Origin of the sequence: Pseudomonas sp. GM17 (assembly GCF_000282175.2) — a bacterium.
Taxonomy (GTDB): Bacteria; Pseudomonadota; Gammaproteobacteria; order Pseudomonadales; family Pseudomonadaceae; genus Aquipseudomonas; species Aquipseudomonas chlororaphis.
In genome coordinates this window covers 2,701,917-2,719,102 of record NZ_CP124732.1, presented here as the reverse complement: position 1 = coordinate 2,719,102, position 17,186 = coordinate 2,701,917, and the positions used below count along the sequence as shown (strand labels likewise).

Below are 17,186 nucleotides of genomic sequence, written 5' to 3'. Positions count from 1 at the left end.
TTTACCCCAAAAGACTCAATTGCCCCGCTGGCCGAGCCAGGCATGCAATTGAGGAAAACTATCGATAGACAGGCGCGGCTCGTAAGCCTGCAAGACTTCCAGCGATTGCGCACCATAACCGACCGCAACCGATGCCATGCCCGCGTTACGCGCCATCAGCAGGTCGAAAGAGGAATCCCCGACCATCAACGCCTGCTCGGGGCGCACCTCGCAATGCGCCAGGATCTGCTCGAGCATCAGCGGATGAGGCTTGCTCGCGGTTTCGTCGGCAGCGCGGGTGATGTCGAAATAATCTTCCCAGCCATGCGCCTTCAACACCCGATCCAGGCCACGCCGCGCCTTACCGGTCGCTACCGCCAGATGATATCCCTCGCCCCGGAAAGCTTCGAGAGACTGCACCACCCCGGCGAACAACGGAGAAGGTTCGGCCTCGAGAGCGATGTAGTGATCGGCATAGTGCTGGCGAAAATCTACCAGCTCGGCATCGCTGATGTGCGGATACAGTGTGCGGATCGCCTCTGGCAATCCCAGGCCGATAATGCCCTTGACCGCAAAATCGTCGCACCGGGCAAACCCCGAGCGATCGGAGGCCACATGCATGGCCTCGACTATCCGACCAATGGAGTCTGCCAGGGTGCCGTCCCAATCAAAGATCAGCAGCTTGTAATCAGGGTGCACTCAGGCGCTCCACGGTCTTGGCCCACATTTCATCTACCGGCGCCTGCAATTTCAGCTCGCCGCCATCGGGCAACGGCACGGTCAGCATGTAGGCATGCAGAAACAGGCGCTTACCGCCCAGGTCGCGGATTTCCTTGGTGAAATCGTCATCGCCATACTTGCTGTCGCCGGCAATGCAATGCCCGGCATGCAGGGTATGCACACGGATCTGGTGAGTACGACCGGTCACCGGCTTGGCTTCGACCATGGTGGCGAAGTCACCGAAGCGGCGCAGCACCTTGAACACGGTCAAGGCCTCCTTGCCCTCTTCGTTCACTTCGACCATGCGCTCGCCGGAACGCAGGTTGCTCTTGAGCAGCGGCGCACGGACCTGCTTGATCGAGGTCGCCCAGTTGCCGCGCACCAGCGCCATGTAGCGCTTGTCGACACCATCGCCGCGCAAGGCCTCATGCAAATGACGCAGCATGCTGCGTTTCTTGGCGATCATCAGCAGGCCGGAAGTATCGCGGTCGAGGCGATGGACCAGCTCCAGCTCCTTGGCGTCCGGGCGCAACTGACGAAAGGCTTCGATCACCCCGAAATTCAGGCCGCTGCCGCCATGCACAGCGATGCCGGCGGGCTTGTTGATCACGATCAGGGCTTTGTCTTCATAGACAATCGAAGCCTCCAGGCGCTGCAACAAACCCTGCGCCACGGGCACGGGTTCGTCACGCTCCGGCACGCGCACCGGCGGCACGCGCACGATATCGCCCGCCTGCAGCTTGTATTCGGGCTTGATCCGGCCCTTGTTCACCCGCACTTCGCCTTTGCGCAAAATGCGGTAAATCAAGGTCTTGGGCACGCCTTTGAGCCGAGCGAGGAGGAAATTGTCGATGCGTTGGCCGGCATATTCCGGCGAGACCTCAAGCAGTTGAACGCCTGGGGTCGAGGGGGCAGTAGTCGTCATGGCGCAAATGATAACAATTTTTTATGGAATTGAAGCACTTAATGATTACTGCTATAGTCGCGAACGCCGCCAAAAGCGGCCTGGACAGCGGACCAACGGCCAACAGCCGGCCCTGACCAACGCAATTCACCAGGATGCGAGGCCGTCCTACGGGGCTTTCGCTACGAACGGTGGAGTTTTGCAGTTGTAACAAGCGCAGGTGACATGAGGCCTGAAGCACGCCGAAAAGCAGAGTTTCCACTCGCCTTTCGAGCAAATATTCACGGCCAGTTCACAAAGTGCAGTCAGCTACGAACGAACCCGAGCGAGCGCTTCGGAAACACCGCCTAAATTAGCCATGATGCGTGAGCTCCCCTTTCGGAGCTCACGGTAAATGCCAACCCGCTGCGGATTCTGCGCGCGGCAGCACCCGAATTATCAGGGATACGTGTAGGGTGGAGATGCACAACCGTCGGACTGTGTAGCATTAGGCTTTATCAAGACGCTTCATCTCGTCCACAGTCGCCGGTTGATTCCTCCTCCTGATTGAGCTTTTGCTTAAGAGGTGCCTTTTGTCACCCCAGCAAGCAGGACGCGTGAGTCGCGAGTTCGCCCCAACTGGTCGGATTTCGCTAGACACTGGAGCGGCCAACCGCTCCTGACGCACCTGACACCGACCGTGAGAAGTCGTGTGTGCCGAACGCCGTTTCCGGCAGCCCGGAAACCGACGGTACTACATGAAAAGAATGCTGATTAACGCAACTCAACCCGAAGAGTTGCGTGTTGCACTGGTAGATGGCCAACGCCTCTACGACCTGGACATCGAATCCGGTGCACGCGAGCAGAAGAAGGCCAACATCTATAAAGGCCGTATCACTCGCATCGAACCAAGCCTCGAGGCTGCCTTTGTCGATTTCGGCTCTGAGCGCCACGGCTTCCTGCCCCTCAAAGAAATCTCCCGCGAATACTTCAAGAAAGCTCCCGAAGGCCGCGTCAATATCAAGGACGTCCTGAGCGAAGGCCAGGAAGTCATCGTTCAGGTCGAAAAAGAAGAACGTGGCAACAAGGGCGCAGCCCTGACCACCTTCATCAGCCTGGCCGGTCGTTACCTGGTGCTGATGCCGAACAACCCGCGTGCCGGTGGCATCTCCCGTCGCATCGAAGGCGAAGAGCGCAACGAACTGCGCGAAGCCTTGAACGGCCTGGTCGCCCCTGCCGACATGGGCCTGATCGTCCGCACTGCCGGCCTGGGCCGCAGCAGCGAAGAAATGCAGTGGGACCTCGACTACCTGCTGCAACTCTGGACCGCCATCAAAGAAGCCTCGCTGGACCGCGCAGCGCCTTTCCTGATCTACCAGGAAAGCAACGTGATCATCCGCGCCATCCGCGACTACCTGCGCCAGGACATCGGCGAAGTGCTGATCGACAGCGTTGAAGCCCAGGACGAAGCCCTGACCTTCATCCGCCAGGTGATGCCGCAGTACGCCAGCAAGATCAAGCTGTACGAAGACAGCGTTCCGCTGTTCAACCGTTTCCAGATCGAAAGCCAGATCGAAACCGCCTTCCAGCGCGTCGTCGAACTGCCTTCCGGCGGCTCCATCGTTATCGATCCGACCGAAGCCCTGGTGTCCATCGACATCAACTCGGCGCGCGCCACCAAAGGCAGCGACATCGAGGAAACCGCCCTGCAGACCAACCTGGAAGCAGCGGAAGAAATCGCTCGCCAGCTGCGCCTGCGTGACATCGGCGGCCTGATCGTCATCGACTTCATCGACATGACCCCGGCCAAGAACCAGCGCGCCGTGGAAGAGAAAGTCCGTGAATGCCTGGAAGCCGACCGCGCTCGCGTCCAGGTCGGTCGCATCTCGCGCTTCGGCCTGCTGGAAATGTCCCGCCAGCGCCTGCGTCCATCCCTCGGCGAAAGCAGCGGCATCGTCTGCCCACGCTGCAACGGCACCGGCATCATCCGCGACGTCGAATCGCTGTCGCTGGCGATCCTGCGCCTGATCGAAGAAGAAGCCCTGAAAGACCGCACCGCCGAAGTTCGCGCCCAAGTGCCGATTCCGGTCGCGGCCTTCCTGCTCAACGAAAAACGCAACTCGATCACCAAGATCGAACTGCGCACCCGTGCTCGTATCGTCATTCTGCCGAACGACCATCTCGAAACGCCGCACTTCGAAGTCCAGCGTCTGCGTGATGACAGCCCGGAAGCCGGCATCAACCAGTCCAGCTACGAAATCGCCGCTGCCGCTGCCGAAGCCGAAGAAGTCCAGCCAGCCGCCGCGACCCGCACCCTGGTTCGCCAGGAAGCCGCCGTCAAGACCGCTCCAGCCCGCGCCAACGCACCGGTTCCAACCGAAGTGGCCGCCGCCCCGGTTGCCGCTCCGGCCGCCATTGCCGAGCCAAGCCTGTTCAAGGGCCTGGTGAAATCCCTGGTCAGCCTGTTCGCCACCAAGGAAGAGCCAGCCGCTCCGGTCGTGGTTGAAAAGCCGGCCACCGAGCGTCCTGCGCGCAACGAAGAACGCCGCAACGGTCGTCAGCAGAGCCGCAATCGCAACGGTCGCCGCGACGAAGAGCGCAAGCCACGCGAAGAACGCGCCCCTCGTGAAGAGCGCGCACCGCGCGAAGCCCGCGAAGAGCGTCAGCCACGCGAAGTCCGCGAGGCTCGCGAGGAAGTCCAGGCCACCGCTCGCGAAGAGCGCGCGCCACGTCCGCCACGGGAAGAGCGTCAACCACGCCCACCACGTGAAGACCGCAAGCCACGCGGCGAGCGCGAAGAACGCGTGCGTGAACTGCGCGAACCGCTGGACGCTGCTCCTGCCGCTGCCGCCGAAGAGCGTCCGGCTCGTCAGCCACGCGAAGAGCGTCAACCGCGCCCACCGCGTGAAGAGCGTCAACCTCGCACCGAACAGGCCGCTGCCGTAGCTGAAGAAGAGCTGCTGCCGAACGAAGAGCAACTGCAGGAAGACGGTCAGGAGAACGCCGAGGGCGATCGTCCGCGCCGCCGCTCCCGTGGCCAGCGTCGTCGCAGCAACCGTCGTGAGCGTCAGCGTGACGCCAACGGCAATGTGATCGAAGGTTCGGAAGAAAACAGCGAAGAGCCAAGCAGCGCCGATCTGGCCGCAGGCCTGGCGGTAACCGCTGCCGTTGCCAGCACCGTGATCAGCGCCCCGGCCGAAGCCCAGGCTCACGAGCAGGCCGAACGTGCCACTGCTACCGTCCAGGAAGCCGCACCGACCGTCGAAGCACCGGTCGTCGAGGCCACCACTGCGGTAGAGATTCCAGCAGCACCTGCTGTTGAAGTCGCCCAGGTTCGTGAAGAACAGCACGAAGAACAGGCTGCGCAACCTGCAATTGTTGCAGAACAACCTGCAGTCGTTGCCGAGCCAGTGGTCGAAGCGCCAGTCGCCGAAGCACCAGCGGCAGAGCCAGCCCAGGAAGCGCCTCGTGCCTTCGAGCGTGCCGCCGAGGCGATCGTTGCCGAAGCGCCTGCACCAGTCGCAGAAGTTGTGGCTGAAGCAGTCGTGGCTGCTGAACCTGTAGTTGCCGAGCCTGTGGCTGCCGCACCGGCAGCGCCGGTCGAGGCACCTGTCGCCGAAGTGGCTGCACCGGTTGTCGAGGCCGCTCCGGCCAGCGCCCTGACCAGCACCGGTCGCGCGCCAAACGACCCGCGTGAAGTGCGTCGTCGCAAGCGCGAAGCCGAGCGTCTGCAGAAGGAAGCCGAACTGGCTGCCGCTGCTGCCGCTGAAGCTCCGGTAGAAGCCGTAGTGGCCGCCGAGCCTGCGCCGGTGGTTGCCGAGGCGGTCGAGGTAGCTCCTGCTGCCGAACTGGCCATCGAGCAACCTGCGCCTGCCGCCGACGAAGCCCCGCGCTCCGTCGAAGAAGTGGTAGAGCACAAGCCCAAGGCCCAGGAAGAAGAGCACGAGCCTAAACCCCTCGTCTGATTCCTAGCCCGATAAAAAGCCCCGCCTGGTCACCCAGGCGGGGCTTTTTCATGCCCGCAATTCTTCGATCAACATCTTCGCCGCGAAAGCGAGCCCAGCGATCTCAACCGCTAAAAACCAACGCCTGCGGCGTATCCAAATCCCACAACACGCCTGCATCCGTCAGTTCCACCTCGACGACCTGCCCCACGGCAAACAGCGGCCTGGCTCCTCGATCCCCGGTCAGGCCCTGCAACGCCTGCCCAAAGGCCGCGCCAAAAGCCACCGGGTGACCATAGGTCCCCTTATAAACAGGCACCCGGATCATTTGCTCGCTCAGCCCTTGCAGCACGCTCTCGATACTCGACGGCAGGATAAAGGGCATGTCCCCCAGCACCACCAGCCAGCCACTGGCATCGGCACAGGCTGCGACGGCGGCCGCGAGGCTGTCGCCCATGCCCGGCGAATCCAGAAGCACCACCTGGCAGCCATAGGCTTCAGCCAAGGCAATCACCTCGGTACGGTCCGGCGTTGTCACCAGGACTCTACGGGTCAGCAGTTCGGGCAAACTCCTCAGGACCTGCTCGACTACCGGCCTGATCACCGCGTCTCGTCCCAGGCATGGAGCCAGCAACTTGTCTTGCCCGCCCCCCGCCGCCTGCCGATAACGGCTGCCCTGCCCCGCGGCCAGGATGACCGCGCACAGCGACTCGCTCACGCGCTCACCTGCGCAGTGACTTGAGGCGGCTTTTTCTGCAACAGGTCGATGCCGTTCTTGATGGCGACGATCTCCGACATCACCGACAGGGCAATCTCCGCCGGTGTATGGCTGCCGATATGCAGGCCGATGGGCCCGTGCAGGCGTTCGATGGCCTGCGGCTCCAGCCCCAGCTGGGTCAGATTCTCCCGACGCTTCTGACTGTTGACCCGAGAACCCAGCGCCCCGACGTAAAACGCCCGGGAATTGAGCGCGGTCAACAGCGCCATGTCATCCAGCCGGGGGTCATGGGTCAGCGCGACAATGGCTGTACGCTCGTCGGTCTCGATATTCAGCACCGCATCGTCCGGCATTCCCGGCACAAAACGCCCGTGCTGCTCTTCCCAGCCGTAGACAAACTCCTTGCGCGGATCGCAGATCAGTACTTCGAAGTCCAGCAGCCGCGCCATTTCTGCCACATACCGCGACAACTGCCCGGCGCCGATCAGCAACAGCCGCCAGCGCGGGCCATAGATCGCCCGCAGGGTGGTGTCATCGAAGCTCAGCACGTCGGTCTTGCTGGCCGGCTTTAGCAGCACTTCACCGCTGCTCAGGTTCAACTCCCGGGCGACGATTTCATGCGCCTCGCAACGAGCCAGCAGTTCCGCGACCCAGCCCGGATCGCCAACCCGCTCCTCGGTCAGGCGCAAGGTGCCGCCGCACGGCAGGCCAAAACGCGCGGCCTCCTCGCGGCTCACGCCATAGGTCACCAGTTGCACCGGCGGCCCGTCCAGAGGCAGGCGGCCATCGTGCAAACGGGCGATCAGGTCGTCCTCGATGCAACCGCCCGAGACCGAGCCGATCACCATGCCGTCTTCGCGCAAAGCCAGCATGGCCCCCGGTGGCCGCGGCGCGCTACCCCAGGTCTGGACCACGCTGTACAAGGTCACGCGCTGCCCCGCACGGCGCCATTCCAGCACGCTGCGCAGGACATTCAGATCAACGCTGTCCATCAGGCCTTGCCCGCCTGTTGCCAGCCCTGCAGTTGGTAACGCACTGGCAGGTTGCGAATGCGCTTGCCGGTGGCGGCAAAGATCGCGTTACACAGGGCCGGCGCGATCGGCGGCACGCCCGGCTCACCGACACCGCCCAGCGGCACATCGCCTGGTGGCGTCACCAGGTGCACGGCGACTTCCTTCGGCGCCAGGGACATGCGCGCCACTTCATACATATGGAAGTTGTCCTGCTGGACCTTGCCGTCCTTGAAGCTGATCTCGCCCACCACCGCATTGCCCAGGCCCATCACACAGGCGCCCTCGAACTGCGAGCGGATACGCTCGGGATTGATCTGCGGACCGCAGTCCACGGCGATATCGGCCTTGTGCACGATCAAGGTGCCATCATCCTTGACCTCGACTTCGATCACCGCCGCCACGTAAGTGACGAAACTGTAATGCACCGCCAGCCCCAGGCCGCGGCCCTTGGGCAGGCTGCGGCCCCAGCCCGCCGCCTTGGCCGCGGTCTCCAGCACGCCACGCATACGGGCGGTGTCGATCGGGTAACGCTCCGGCGACTCACCGTAGTTCCACTCTTCGCTCAAGGTCCGTGGATCGATCCGGCGATCCGGCCCGAGCAGTTTGAGCTGGTACTTCAACGGGTCCTGGCCCGCCTTATGGGCCAGTTCGTCGACAAAGCTCTGGATGGCGAAACCGTGGGGGATGTTCGACACCGAGCGATACCAGCCAACCCGGGTATGCGCAGCGGCCTCGGGGTTTTCCAGGCGCACGTTGGGAATCGCATAGGCCAGGTTGGTAAAGCCCATGCCCAGTTCGAAGGCGGCCTCATGGTTCATGCCCGGGGCGAACAGCGCGGTGATGCTCGGCGCCACGGTGCGGTGCAGCCAGCCGGACGGCATGCCGTCCTTGTTCAGGCTGGCCTTGAGGTATTCCGCCGACACGGTGTGGAAGTAGGAGTTGTGAATGTCGTCTTCGCGGGTCCATTGCACCCGCACGGCCTTGCCCGGCACTTCCTTGGCGAGAATCGCCGCCTCGAGAATGAAGTCGGGCTTGGATTTACGCCCGAAGCCACCGCCGAGCAAGGTGATGTTGACCGTCACCTTGTCGAAGGGAATGCCCAGGCGCTCGGCAATACGTTCGCGGGTCACCTGTGGCGCCTGGCTCGGAGCCCAGGCTTCGCACTGGCCGTCCTTGAAGCGCGCCACGGCGACCATCGGTTCCATCGGCGCCTGCGCCAGGTGCGGCAGGTAGTAGGAGGCCTCCAGGCTGCTGTCGGCGCTGCTCATGGCGTCGTCGATATTGCCGCTGCTGCGTACTACCTTGCCGGGCTTGAGCGCCGCGGCTTCCAGTTCCTTGCGGTAGGCAATCGAGTCGTAGCCGGCGTTGACGCCATCGTCCCACTCGATCTTCAACGCATCGCGGCCCTTTATCGCCGCCCAGGTATTGCTGGCGATCACCGCCACACCACCCAGCGGCTGAAACTCGGAAGGCAGCGGGCGACTGTCGATCGGCACCACCTTGATCACGCCCGGCACCTTCAGCGCCGCGCTGCCATCGAAGGATTTGACCTTGCCGCCATAGACCCGTGGGCGCGCAACCGTCGCGAAGAGCATGCCGTCGAAATGCACGTCGGCGCCGTAGACCGCCTGACCATTGACGATGTCCGCACCGTCGATGGCGCGGGTGCCCTCCTTGCCGATGTAGCGGAATTCGCTGGGTTGCTTCAGACGCAGGCTGTCGCGGGCCGGCACCGCCAGGGCGCTCGCCGCGGCGGCCAGGGCACCATAGCCCAGTTCACGGCCGCTCGGCTGGTGGACCACTTTATGCAACTGCGCCCGGCACTCGGCCAGCGGGACTTTCCACTGCTCGGCCGCCGCCTGCTCGAGCATGGTCCGCGCCGCCGCACCGCAGCGCCGCATCGGCTCGTACCAATGGCGCATGCTGCGCGAACCGTCGGTGTCCTGGTTACCGAACAGCGCCTCGTCGCCCGGCGCCTGCCTGACCTTCACCAAGGCCCAGTCGGCCTCCAGTTCGTCAGCGACCACCATGCTCAGGCTGGTACGCACGCCCTGGCCCATTTCCGAACGGTTGCAGAGCACGGTCACACTGCCATCGGCGGCGATGCTCACGTACACCTTGGGGTCATCGACCCAACCGTTGGGCATGCCGTCGGCACCGAACTTCTTCTCTTCGGCGAAAGCGTCCTGCCAGCCCCAGCTGGCCGCCAGTACCAGTGCGCCGGTAGCTCCGACGCCTTTGAGAAAACCGCGGCGGCTGAGGTTGCTCAGGGCAAAATCATTCGGCAGCTGGCTCATGCCTTGGCCTCCTTCAGGTGGGTGGAGGCCTGGCGGATCGCCGTCTTGATCCGGTTGTAGGTGCCACAGCGGCAGATGTTGCCAACCATGGCGGCCTCGATCTGTTCGTCGCTGGGGTTGGGGTTGACCTTGAGCAAGGCAGTGGCCGACATGATCTGCCCGCCCTGGCAGTAGCCGCACTGGGCCACCGCGCTGTCCAGCCAGGCCTGCTGCACGACTTTGCCGACCGGGTCGCTGTGCAGGTTGTCGATGGTGCTGACATTCTGCCCGACCACCGAGCCGATCGGCGTGATGCAACTGCGCGCCGGGGAGCCGTCGATATGGATGGTGCACGCGCCGCACAGGCCCATGCCGCAACCGAACTTGGTGCCGTTGTAGCCCGCCACGTCTCGGATAGCCCAGAGCAGCGGCATGTCCTCGGTGACATCCAGTGGGTGATCTTGACCGTTGAGTTTCAGGGTAATCATGGGCACGCCCGCATATTTTCCGTTTATGGGGTCGAGCAATCTGCCGTTGAGTACAACGACTTGCAGGAGCAGATCGACTCAGGCTAATGGGCTCTCTTATGAAGACGGGGAGTCTTCACCGGGCCTTTGGGGGTACAAATAGTTGCATTGTTAGCAGGCTAAGTTAAGCCGCAATTAACAAAAAAGCCTTGCAGGGTGTGAACCCGTGCAAGGCTTTGCTGGCGCGTCTTGAGCGTAGCTCAACAGGCTCAATAGAGATTGGGCTCCATCTCCAGCTGCACATGGAAGCGCTCGGCAATATCCTGCTGGATCCTTCGTGCCAGGCTTAACAACTGCAAGCCCGTGGCACCGCCATAGTTGACCAGCACCAGCGACTGCAAACGATGCACCCCGGCATCGCCATCGCGAAAGCCCTTCCAGCCCGCCTGTTCGATCAACCAGCCAGCGGCCAGCTTCACCTGCCCGTCCGCCTGTGGATAACCTACCAGCCCCGCATGCCGCTGCCTGATCTCGGCCGCCAGCGCAGCGGACACCACCGGGTTCTTGAAGAAACTGCCGGCATTGCCCAGTACCGCCGGGTCCGGCAGTTTTTCGCTGCGGATGCTGCAAATGGCGCGACTGACATCGCTGGCCGTCGGCTGCTCGATGCCCTGCTCGCTCAAGCGCTGGCGCACCGGGCCATATTCCAGATGCAGATGCTCGCTGCGGGCCAGGGCAAAACGCACCCGCAGAATCAGCCAGCGGCCGGCCTCTTGCTTGAACAGGCTGTCGCGGTAGGCGAACTGACATTCTTCCAGGCTGAAATCGCGCAACTCACCGCTCTGCCGATCCAGTGCGGTGAGGCCGGCGAACACATCCTTGATCTCGACTCCGTAGGCACCGATGTTCTGCATCGGTGCGGCGCCCACAGTCCCCGGAATCAGGCTGAGGTTTTCCAGGCCGGACAAGCCCTGTTGCAAGGTCCACTGCACGAAGGGATGCCAGGTTTCACCCGCTTCGGCTTCGACTACTACCTGCTGGCCATCGTCGCTCAGCAGACGAATACCGCGGGTACTCATGCGCAAGACCAGCGCTGGAATATCCGCGGTCAGCAGCAGGTTGCTGCCGCCGCCAATCACCAGCAGCGGCAGTCGATGCTGCGCCGAACAGGCCAACGCCTCACGCACGTCGGCGTCGCTGTGGGCCTCGGCGAACAGCTGCGCGCGCACATCGACGCCGAAGGTGTTGAAAGGCTTGAGGGAAACCTGGGACTGCAGATGCAAGCTCATAGCCGCCCCTTCAGCTCGATCACCAGCCGGTCGCTGGCGTACTCGATCAGGTCCAGCACCTGCTCGAAACCTTGCTCACCGTCGTAGTAAGGATCCGGTACCTCGTCCACCGCCGCCTCGTAGCGGCGCAGGAACAAGTCCAGCTCGGCCTTGCCCTGGGCCGGCTGCAGCGCCTTGAGGTTGCGCAGGTTGCTCTCGTCCATGGCCAGGATCAGGTCGTAGCGAGCAAAGTCCGCGCTGCTGACTTGCTGCGCGCGCTGGGCCGACAGGTCGTAGCCGCGCAACAGCGCCGCGCGCTGGCTGCGCTTGTCCGGCGCCTTGCCGATGTGCCATTCGCCGGTCCCCGCGGACGCGACTTCGACCCGGTCGGCCAGCCCCGCTTCACGTAACTTGTGGCGCAGTACGCCCTCCGCCGTCGGCGAACGGCAGATATTGCCCAGGCAGACAAACAAAACCCGCATCAGGCCTCCAGCAGGCGACGAACGCGCTCAAGGTCTTCGGCGGTATCGACACCACCAGGCGGCGCTTCCAGGGCATCGGCGACATGGATACGCACGCCGTGCCACAAGGCCCGCAACTGCTCCAGCGACTCGGTGTTCTCCAGCCAGCACGGACCCCAGCTGACGAAGTCATGCAGGAAGCCGGCGCGGTAGGCATAGATGCCGATATGGCGGCGATAAGGCACGCCTTCCGGTAGCAGGTCGCGATTCTTCGCAAAGGCGTCGCGCGCCCACGGCAAGGTGGCGCGGCTGAAGGTCAGCGCCAAACCATTGATGTCGCTGACCACCTTGACCACGTTCGGGTTGAACAGGGTCTCGACGTCCTCGATCGGCTCGGCCAGGGTGGCCATGCTCGCTTCAGTGTGGGCGGCCAGGTTGGCGGCCACCTGGTCGATCACCGCCGGCGGGATCAACGGCTCGTCGCCCTGGACATTGACCACGATGGCGTCCGCGGCCAGGCCCAATTGGCTGGCAACTTCCGCCAGGCGATCGGTCCCGGAGTTGTGGTCCTCGCGGGTCAACACCGCTTCGGCGCCGAAGCCCTGGCAGGCTTCGACGATTCGCGCGTCGTCAGTCGCTACCACCACACGCTGGGCGGCGCTCTTGCAGGCCTGTTCCCAGACGTGCTGGATCATCGGCTTGCCGGCGATCATCTGCAGCGGTTTACCCGGCAGGCGGGTGGAGGCGAATCGGGCTGGAATGACAACGGTAAAGGCTGTGGTCATTTATCCAGGCGCTCGTCGGTGCTGAGGGTGCGGGCTTCGCTTTCCAGCATGACCGGGATGCCATCACGAATCGGATAGGCCAGGCCGGCGCCCTTGCTGATCAGCTCGGTCTTGTCGGCGCTGAGCTTGAGCGGTCCCTTGCAGATCGGGCAAGCGAGGATATCGAGCAATTTGGTGTCCATGAGAATTCCCTGGATAGAAGCGTTAAGGCAGAAGACGAGCGGGCAACAGGCGCATCAGCTGCGTATCGAACCAGGCCACGAAGGCCGGGGATGGCACAGCATCCACCGCCAGGTACCACCAGTCGGGAGCCGCGAAGGTACGGCACTTCACCGCATCCTTTTCGGTCATGACCAGCGGCAGCGCCGGGGTGAAACTCAGCGCCTGCGCGCTGTATTCGGCGTGGTCGGCGAAAGCATGCGGGACAGGCTGCCAGTGTAGCGTTTCAAGGGTAGTGAAGAAACGTTGCGGATTGCCGATACCGGCCACCGCGTGCAATGCCTGCCCCGGCGCGAAGTGCTCAAGCCCGCGACGTTCGCCGCTTTGCAGATTGACCAGGGCGGTGGGTGCCAGGCGAAAGGCGAAGCCATCCTCGCGATCGTCGCTGGCGCCGTTGTAGAGCACCGCGTCGACGCTTTGCAGGCGCTCGACCGGCTCGCGCAGCGGCCCGGCCGGCAGGCAACGCCGATTGCCCAGCCCGCGCGCGGCGTCGATCAGCACCAGTTCGAGGTCGCGGGCCATGCGGTAATGCTGCATGCCGTCGTCGGAGAGAATCAGGTCCAGCGGTTCGGCGGCCAGCAGGGCCCGCACGGCGCGACTGCGATCGGGGTCGATCATCAGCGGCACGCCGCTGCGCTGGACGATCAGCAAAGGCTCGTCGCCGGCGACTGCGGCGCTCTGCTCGGCGGCGACCCGCCATGGCCACTGCGGCGGCTTGGCGCCGTAACCACGGCTGACCACGCCGACCCGCAGCCCGCTGCGCTGGCAATGCTCGATCAGCCACAGGATCAGCGGCGTCTTGCCGGTACCGCCCACGGTGATATTGCCGACCACCACCAGCGGCACCGGCGGCTGGTAAACATTGCCCTCACCGGCCAGGAAGCGTTCGCGCTTGCGCACCACCACCCGGCGATAGAGCCACTCCAGGGGCTGCAGCAGTTTCAGCGCGGGATGGCCGTTGTACCAGGCAGCGAGCAAGCGATCGGACATGGCCATCAGGGTGCTGGCGCCGCCTCGACGGTGGTCATGCGCAGATGGCTGAAACCGAGCTTGCCGGCGGCGTCCATCGCGGTAATGACGGCCTGGTGCTGGGCCTTGCCGTCGGCACTGATGGACAGCGGCAGGTTGGTGTCGCCCGCCGACTCCTTCTGCAAGGCTTCGATCAGGCTGGCCAGGTCGCTCTTGGGCAGCACCTGGTTGTTCACCGAAAACACCCCGTCGGCGCTGATGGCGATATCCAGTTGTTTGGTCTGCTGGTCTTCGGCCGGCGAGCCGCTGACGGCCTCCGGCAACTCGACGCGCAACTGGGTTTCCCGGGTAAAGGTGGTGGTCACGACGAAAAACAGCAGCAGGATAAACACCACGTCGATCAACGACGCGAGGTTGATATCGATGGTTTCCCGTGGCTTGCGGCGGAATTTCACGCTTTGCCCTCGGCCAGATCGACGTCGCGGTCGCCCTGCACCACTTCGACCAGCTTGATGGCTTCCTGCTCCATGCCAACCACCAGCTCATCGACCCGACGTTGCAGGAAACGGTGGAAGAACACTGCCGGAATACCGACCATCAGGCCGGACGCGGTGGTGATCAACGCCTTGGAGATACCACCGGCCAGCACCGCGGCGTTGCTGGTCATCCCCGAGCCCATGAACGAGCTGAAAATATCGATCATGCCCAGCACTGTACCCAGCAAGCCCAGCAGCGGGGCCATGGCGGCGATGGTGCCGAGGGCATTGAGGTAGCGCTCCAGTTCGTGGATGACCCGGGCGGCGGCTTCCTCGATGCACTCTTTCATGACCTCGCGGCCATGCTTGGAGTTGGCCAGGCCGGCGGCCAGGATCTCGCCCAGGGGCGAATGGGCGCGCAGTTCCTTGAGCTTGTCCTTGTTCAGCTGTTTGTCCTTGATCCAGCGCCACACCTGGCCCAGCAGATGAGGCGGGGTGACGCGGCTGGCCCGCAGGGTCCACAGACGCTCGGCAATGATGCCGACCGCGACAATGGAACTCAGAATGATCGGCAACATCATCCAGCCGCCGGATTTGACCAATTCCCACACAGTGACAGTCCCCTCGAAAAAGTGCGCCACTCTAACATAGGGGCCGAATGCACCGAAGAACCTGATGTCGCATGCCTTCAGGCTTTAATAACTCTCGGTTATTTAAGGAGATAGTGGCCATTTGCGCCAAAAGCGTCGCTGCGCCCGCAGGCTCGTCGGTTCGGTGTAAGTGCCCAGCATCAGCCGCAGCGCTCCCTGCTCCGCACTGTCGTAAATGGCGCTCCTTTGCTGGCGATAACGTTCGACGACCTGCGGGTGCGGATGCCCAAACCCATTGCCGTGCCCACGGGAGATCAGCACCGCCGAGGGCGCAAGGGCCTTGAGCAGGGCCACGGACGACGAGCTGCGGCTGCCGTGGTGCGGCGCCTGCAACCAGCGGGTCTCGACGGCCAGCGGGGTATCCAGCAAGGCACGTTCGGCCAGGGCATCGATATCCCCCGTCAGCAGCAAACGCTCGCCCTGGGCCTCGACCTGCATCACGCAGGACTTCTGGTTACCGTTCTGCGCACCTGCCCATTGCCACAGGGAAAAGCGCACCCCGTCCCATTGCCACTGCTCGCCGCTGGCGCAAGGCTCTGCCGGCAAATATGCCGGCAAACCCTCGGGATCGCCGCTGACCAGCCTGGCCACCGGCAAGCCTCGCTGAATGGCCTCGGCGCCACCGGCATGATCGGCATCGGCGTGGCTGAGCAGCATCAGGTCGAGGCGCGCGACGCCCAGCTTGCGCAAGGACGGCAGCACCACCCGCGCGCCCAGGTCGGAGTCCCCCAAACGCGGACCGGCGTCATACAGCATCGCGTGCTCGCGAGTCCGTACCAGCACCGCCAGGCCCTGCCCGACATCCAGTTGCCAGACTTCCGCCTCGCCATATGGCAGCGTGTTTTTCGGCGGGAACACCACCAACAGCAGCATCGGCCAGCCCAAGGGACGCAGCGGCACGCCCGCAGGCAGCAACAGCAGCAAGGCTCCCAGCGCGCTGATGCTCCAGGCCCAGAGCGGTATGGCCGGCGCTACCCACGCCGGCCACTGGGCAGCCAGCAGGGTCAGGCCGCGGAACAGCAGGTCCAGCAAGCCACCGGCCAGCCAGAGCAAGCCTTCGCCCAGGTAAGGCACCGCCAGGAACAAGGTGCCGAGCAACGCCGGCGGCAGCACCAGCAGGCTGATCCAGGGTTCCGCCAGCAAATTGGCCAGCGGCCCGCTGAGACTGATGGGCAACCCCAGCGCCAGCAGCACCGGGCACAGGCCGATGGCGATCAACCATTGAATGCGGGTCCAGGACTGCCACCAGCGCCAGCCTCCCAGACGCCCACCGAAGATCAGGATCAACACCGCCACCGCGGTAAAGGACAGCCAGAAGCCTGGCTGCAGGCTGGCCAGCGGCTCGAACAACAGCACCGCATTCAATGCCAGCAAGAACGGCCACCAGGCACCCAGGTGGCGAAAGCGCAGGCGCCAGATCAGCACCAGGGCCACCATCACACAGGCACGGCGCACCGGCACATCGAACCCCGCCAGCAACCCGTACCCCAGGGCCGAGGCGAATGCCAGCCCGCAGGCCCAGGGCAGCCAGGGCCAGCGTCCGGGCCACAGGCCGTAGCGGGCCAGCCCCGCCACCAGGGCGTACATCACTGCGGCCAGCAAGCTGATGTGCTGCCCGGAAATCACCATCAGGTGCACGGTCCCGGTGTCTTGCAAGACACGCCAGTCTTCCTGGCTCAACCCGGAGCCGTCGCCCAGTACCAGGGCCGCCAGGCCGCCGGCGCGCCCGCGGGCATCGACTTGCAGCAAGCGCTGGCGAATGCGCGCGCGCCAGCCGCCCTCCGCGGCAACCAGCAGTTGCCCATCCTTGACCGTGCCCGTGGCGCCGATGCGCTGGGCCAGCAACCAGGCCTCATGATCGAAGGCTTGCAGATTGACCAGGCCGGCAGGTCGCTTGAGCTTCACCGCCAGGCGCCAGCGTTCGCCGCTGTGCACCGGCGGCCCGCCATACCAGGCCAGGCGCAGGCGTTGCGGGATCCGGCCGCGCCGCGCCCGCCCGTCTTCCAGCTCGAAACGCACCAGCCCCTCGGCCTGCTGCGGCAGCCCCACCACTCGACCTTCGAGCCAGCGAGTCTGCCCGTCGAGCGGTTCCGCCAAACGATCATCCAGCGCCGATTGCGCGCTGATGCAGGCCCACGCCAGGCCCAACAGAAAAAGGGCCAATGGATAGGTGCGAAACGGCAACAGCATCAAGGCCACTACCGGTAGCACCGCCAGCCATCCGATCGCTGGTAGCGCCGGCAAAAAGCGCAGGCACAAAAGCCCCGCCGCCAACGCCAGCATCCCTGTGCGCATAAGCCCGTCCTTGAGCAGTTTTTGAGTGTTGTCACTCCTTGGCTTAGCTCAGCGGACCGGGCG

At 64.1% G+C, this 17,186-nt stretch carries 15 protein-coding genes; 1 reads left to right on the top strand and 14 read right to left on the bottom strand.

Translation table 11 applies throughout. The annotated features are described in order from the left end of the window. Nucleotides 1-15: 15 nt before the first annotated feature. Together PMI20_RS12245 and rluC are read right to left on the bottom strand one after the other, a co-directional pair. Nucleotides 16-678 (bottom strand): HAD-IA family hydrolase, encoded by a 663-nt coding sequence (locus PMI20_RS12245; RefSeq protein WP_007928046.1) that lies wholly within the window; start codon nt 676-678, stop codon nt 16-18. Continuing rightward, nucleotides 668-1,624 carry a 23S rRNA pseudouridine(955/2504/2580) synthase RluC gene (gene rluC, locus PMI20_RS12240; RefSeq protein ID WP_007928042.1) on the bottom strand — a complete coding sequence of 319 codons (957 nt, stop codon included), beginning with the start codon at nt 1,622-1,624 and terminating at the stop codon, nt 668-670. Before rluC ends, PMI20_RS12245 begins: the two co-directional genes overlap by 11 nt. Before the next feature lie 716 nt (nt 1,625-2,340). On the opposite strand from rluC, the gene rne reads away from it, so the two are divergent. Then, complete coding sequence (rne, locus tag PMI20_RS12235; protein ID WP_007928040.1) at nt 2,341-5,547, top strand: ribonuclease E; 3,207 nt, start codon at nt 2,341-2,343, stop codon at nt 5,545-5,547. 103 nt (nt 5,548-5,650) lie between these two features. On the opposite strand, the gene PMI20_RS12230 is transcribed toward rne, so the two are convergent. The 12 genes from PMI20_RS12230 to PMI20_RS12175 form a co-directional block, all read right to left on the bottom strand. Then, nucleotides 5,651-6,244, bottom strand: coding sequence for a nucleotidyltransferase family protein (locus tag PMI20_RS12230; RefSeq protein ID WP_284172707.1), 594 nt, complete (start codon nt 6,242-6,244; stop codon nt 5,651-5,653). Next, a complete protein-coding gene (locus PMI20_RS12225) occupies nt 6,241-7,236 on the bottom strand; it encodes an XdhC family protein (protein WP_007931676.1) in 996 nt (331 codons plus the stop codon). Before PMI20_RS12225 ends, PMI20_RS12230 begins: the two co-directional genes overlap by 4 nt. Continuing rightward, nucleotides 7,236-9,554 carry a xanthine dehydrogenase family protein molybdopterin-binding subunit gene (locus PMI20_RS12220; RefSeq protein WP_007931674.1) on the bottom strand — a complete coding sequence of 773 codons (2,319 nt, stop codon included), beginning with the start codon at nt 9,552-9,554 and terminating at the stop codon, nt 7,236-7,238. Before PMI20_RS12220 ends, PMI20_RS12225 begins: the two co-directional genes overlap by 1 nt. Further along, on the bottom strand, nt 9,551-10,021 hold the full coding sequence (locus tag PMI20_RS12215; RefSeq protein ID WP_007931672.1) for a (2Fe-2S)-binding protein: 471 nt from the start codon (nt 10,019-10,021) through the stop codon (nt 9,551-9,553). The genes PMI20_RS12220 and PMI20_RS12215 overlap by 4 nt, the downstream gene beginning before the upstream one ends. Before the next feature lie 248 nt (nt 10,022-10,269). Then, nucleotides 10,270-11,289 (bottom strand): UDP-N-acetylmuramate dehydrogenase, encoded by a 1,020-nt coding sequence (gene murB / locus PMI20_RS12210; RefSeq protein WP_007931669.1) that lies wholly within the window; start codon nt 11,287-11,289, stop codon nt 10,270-10,272. Further along, complete coding sequence (locus PMI20_RS12205; RefSeq protein ID WP_007931667.1) at nt 11,286-11,750, bottom strand: low molecular weight protein-tyrosine-phosphatase; 465 nt, start codon at nt 11,748-11,750, stop codon at nt 11,286-11,288. Before PMI20_RS12205 ends, murB begins: the two co-directional genes overlap by 4 nt. After that, a complete protein-coding gene (gene kdsB / locus PMI20_RS12200; protein ID WP_007931665.1) occupies nt 11,750-12,514 on the bottom strand; it encodes a 3-deoxy-manno-octulosonate cytidylyltransferase in 765 nt (254 codons plus the stop codon). Before kdsB ends, PMI20_RS12205 begins: the two co-directional genes overlap by 1 nt. After that, nucleotides 12,511-12,696 carry a Trm112 family protein gene (locus tag PMI20_RS12195; RefSeq protein WP_007931663.1) on the bottom strand — a complete coding sequence of 62 codons (186 nt, stop codon included), beginning with the start codon at nt 12,694-12,696 and terminating at the stop codon, nt 12,511-12,513. The genes kdsB and PMI20_RS12195 overlap by 4 nt, the downstream gene beginning before the upstream one ends. A 22-nt stretch (nt 12,697-12,718) precedes the next feature. Continuing rightward, complete coding sequence (lpxK, locus tag PMI20_RS12190) at nt 12,719-13,729, bottom strand: tetraacyldisaccharide 4'-kinase (RefSeq protein ID WP_007931662.1); 1,011 nt, start codon at nt 13,727-13,729, stop codon at nt 12,719-12,721. After that, complete coding sequence (pocB, locus tag PMI20_RS12185; protein WP_007931660.1) at nt 13,729-14,157, bottom strand: flagellar polar localization protein PocB; 429 nt, start codon at nt 14,155-14,157, stop codon at nt 13,729-13,731. Before pocB ends, lpxK begins: the two co-directional genes overlap by 1 nt. Next, nucleotides 14,154-14,789 carry a flagellar polar localization protein PocA gene (pocA, locus tag PMI20_RS12180; RefSeq protein ID WP_007931657.1) on the bottom strand — a complete coding sequence of 212 codons (636 nt, stop codon included), beginning with the start codon at nt 14,787-14,789 and terminating at the stop codon, nt 14,154-14,156. Before pocA ends, pocB begins: the two co-directional genes overlap by 4 nt. A gap of 102 nt (nt 14,790-14,891) precedes the next feature. Then, nucleotides 14,892-17,123, bottom strand: a complete 2,232-nt coding sequence (locus PMI20_RS12175; RefSeq protein ID WP_007931655.1) for a DNA internalization-related competence protein ComEC/Rec2 — start codon at nt 17,121-17,123, stop codon at nt 14,892-14,894. Nucleotides 17,124-17,186: the final 63 nt, after the last annotated feature.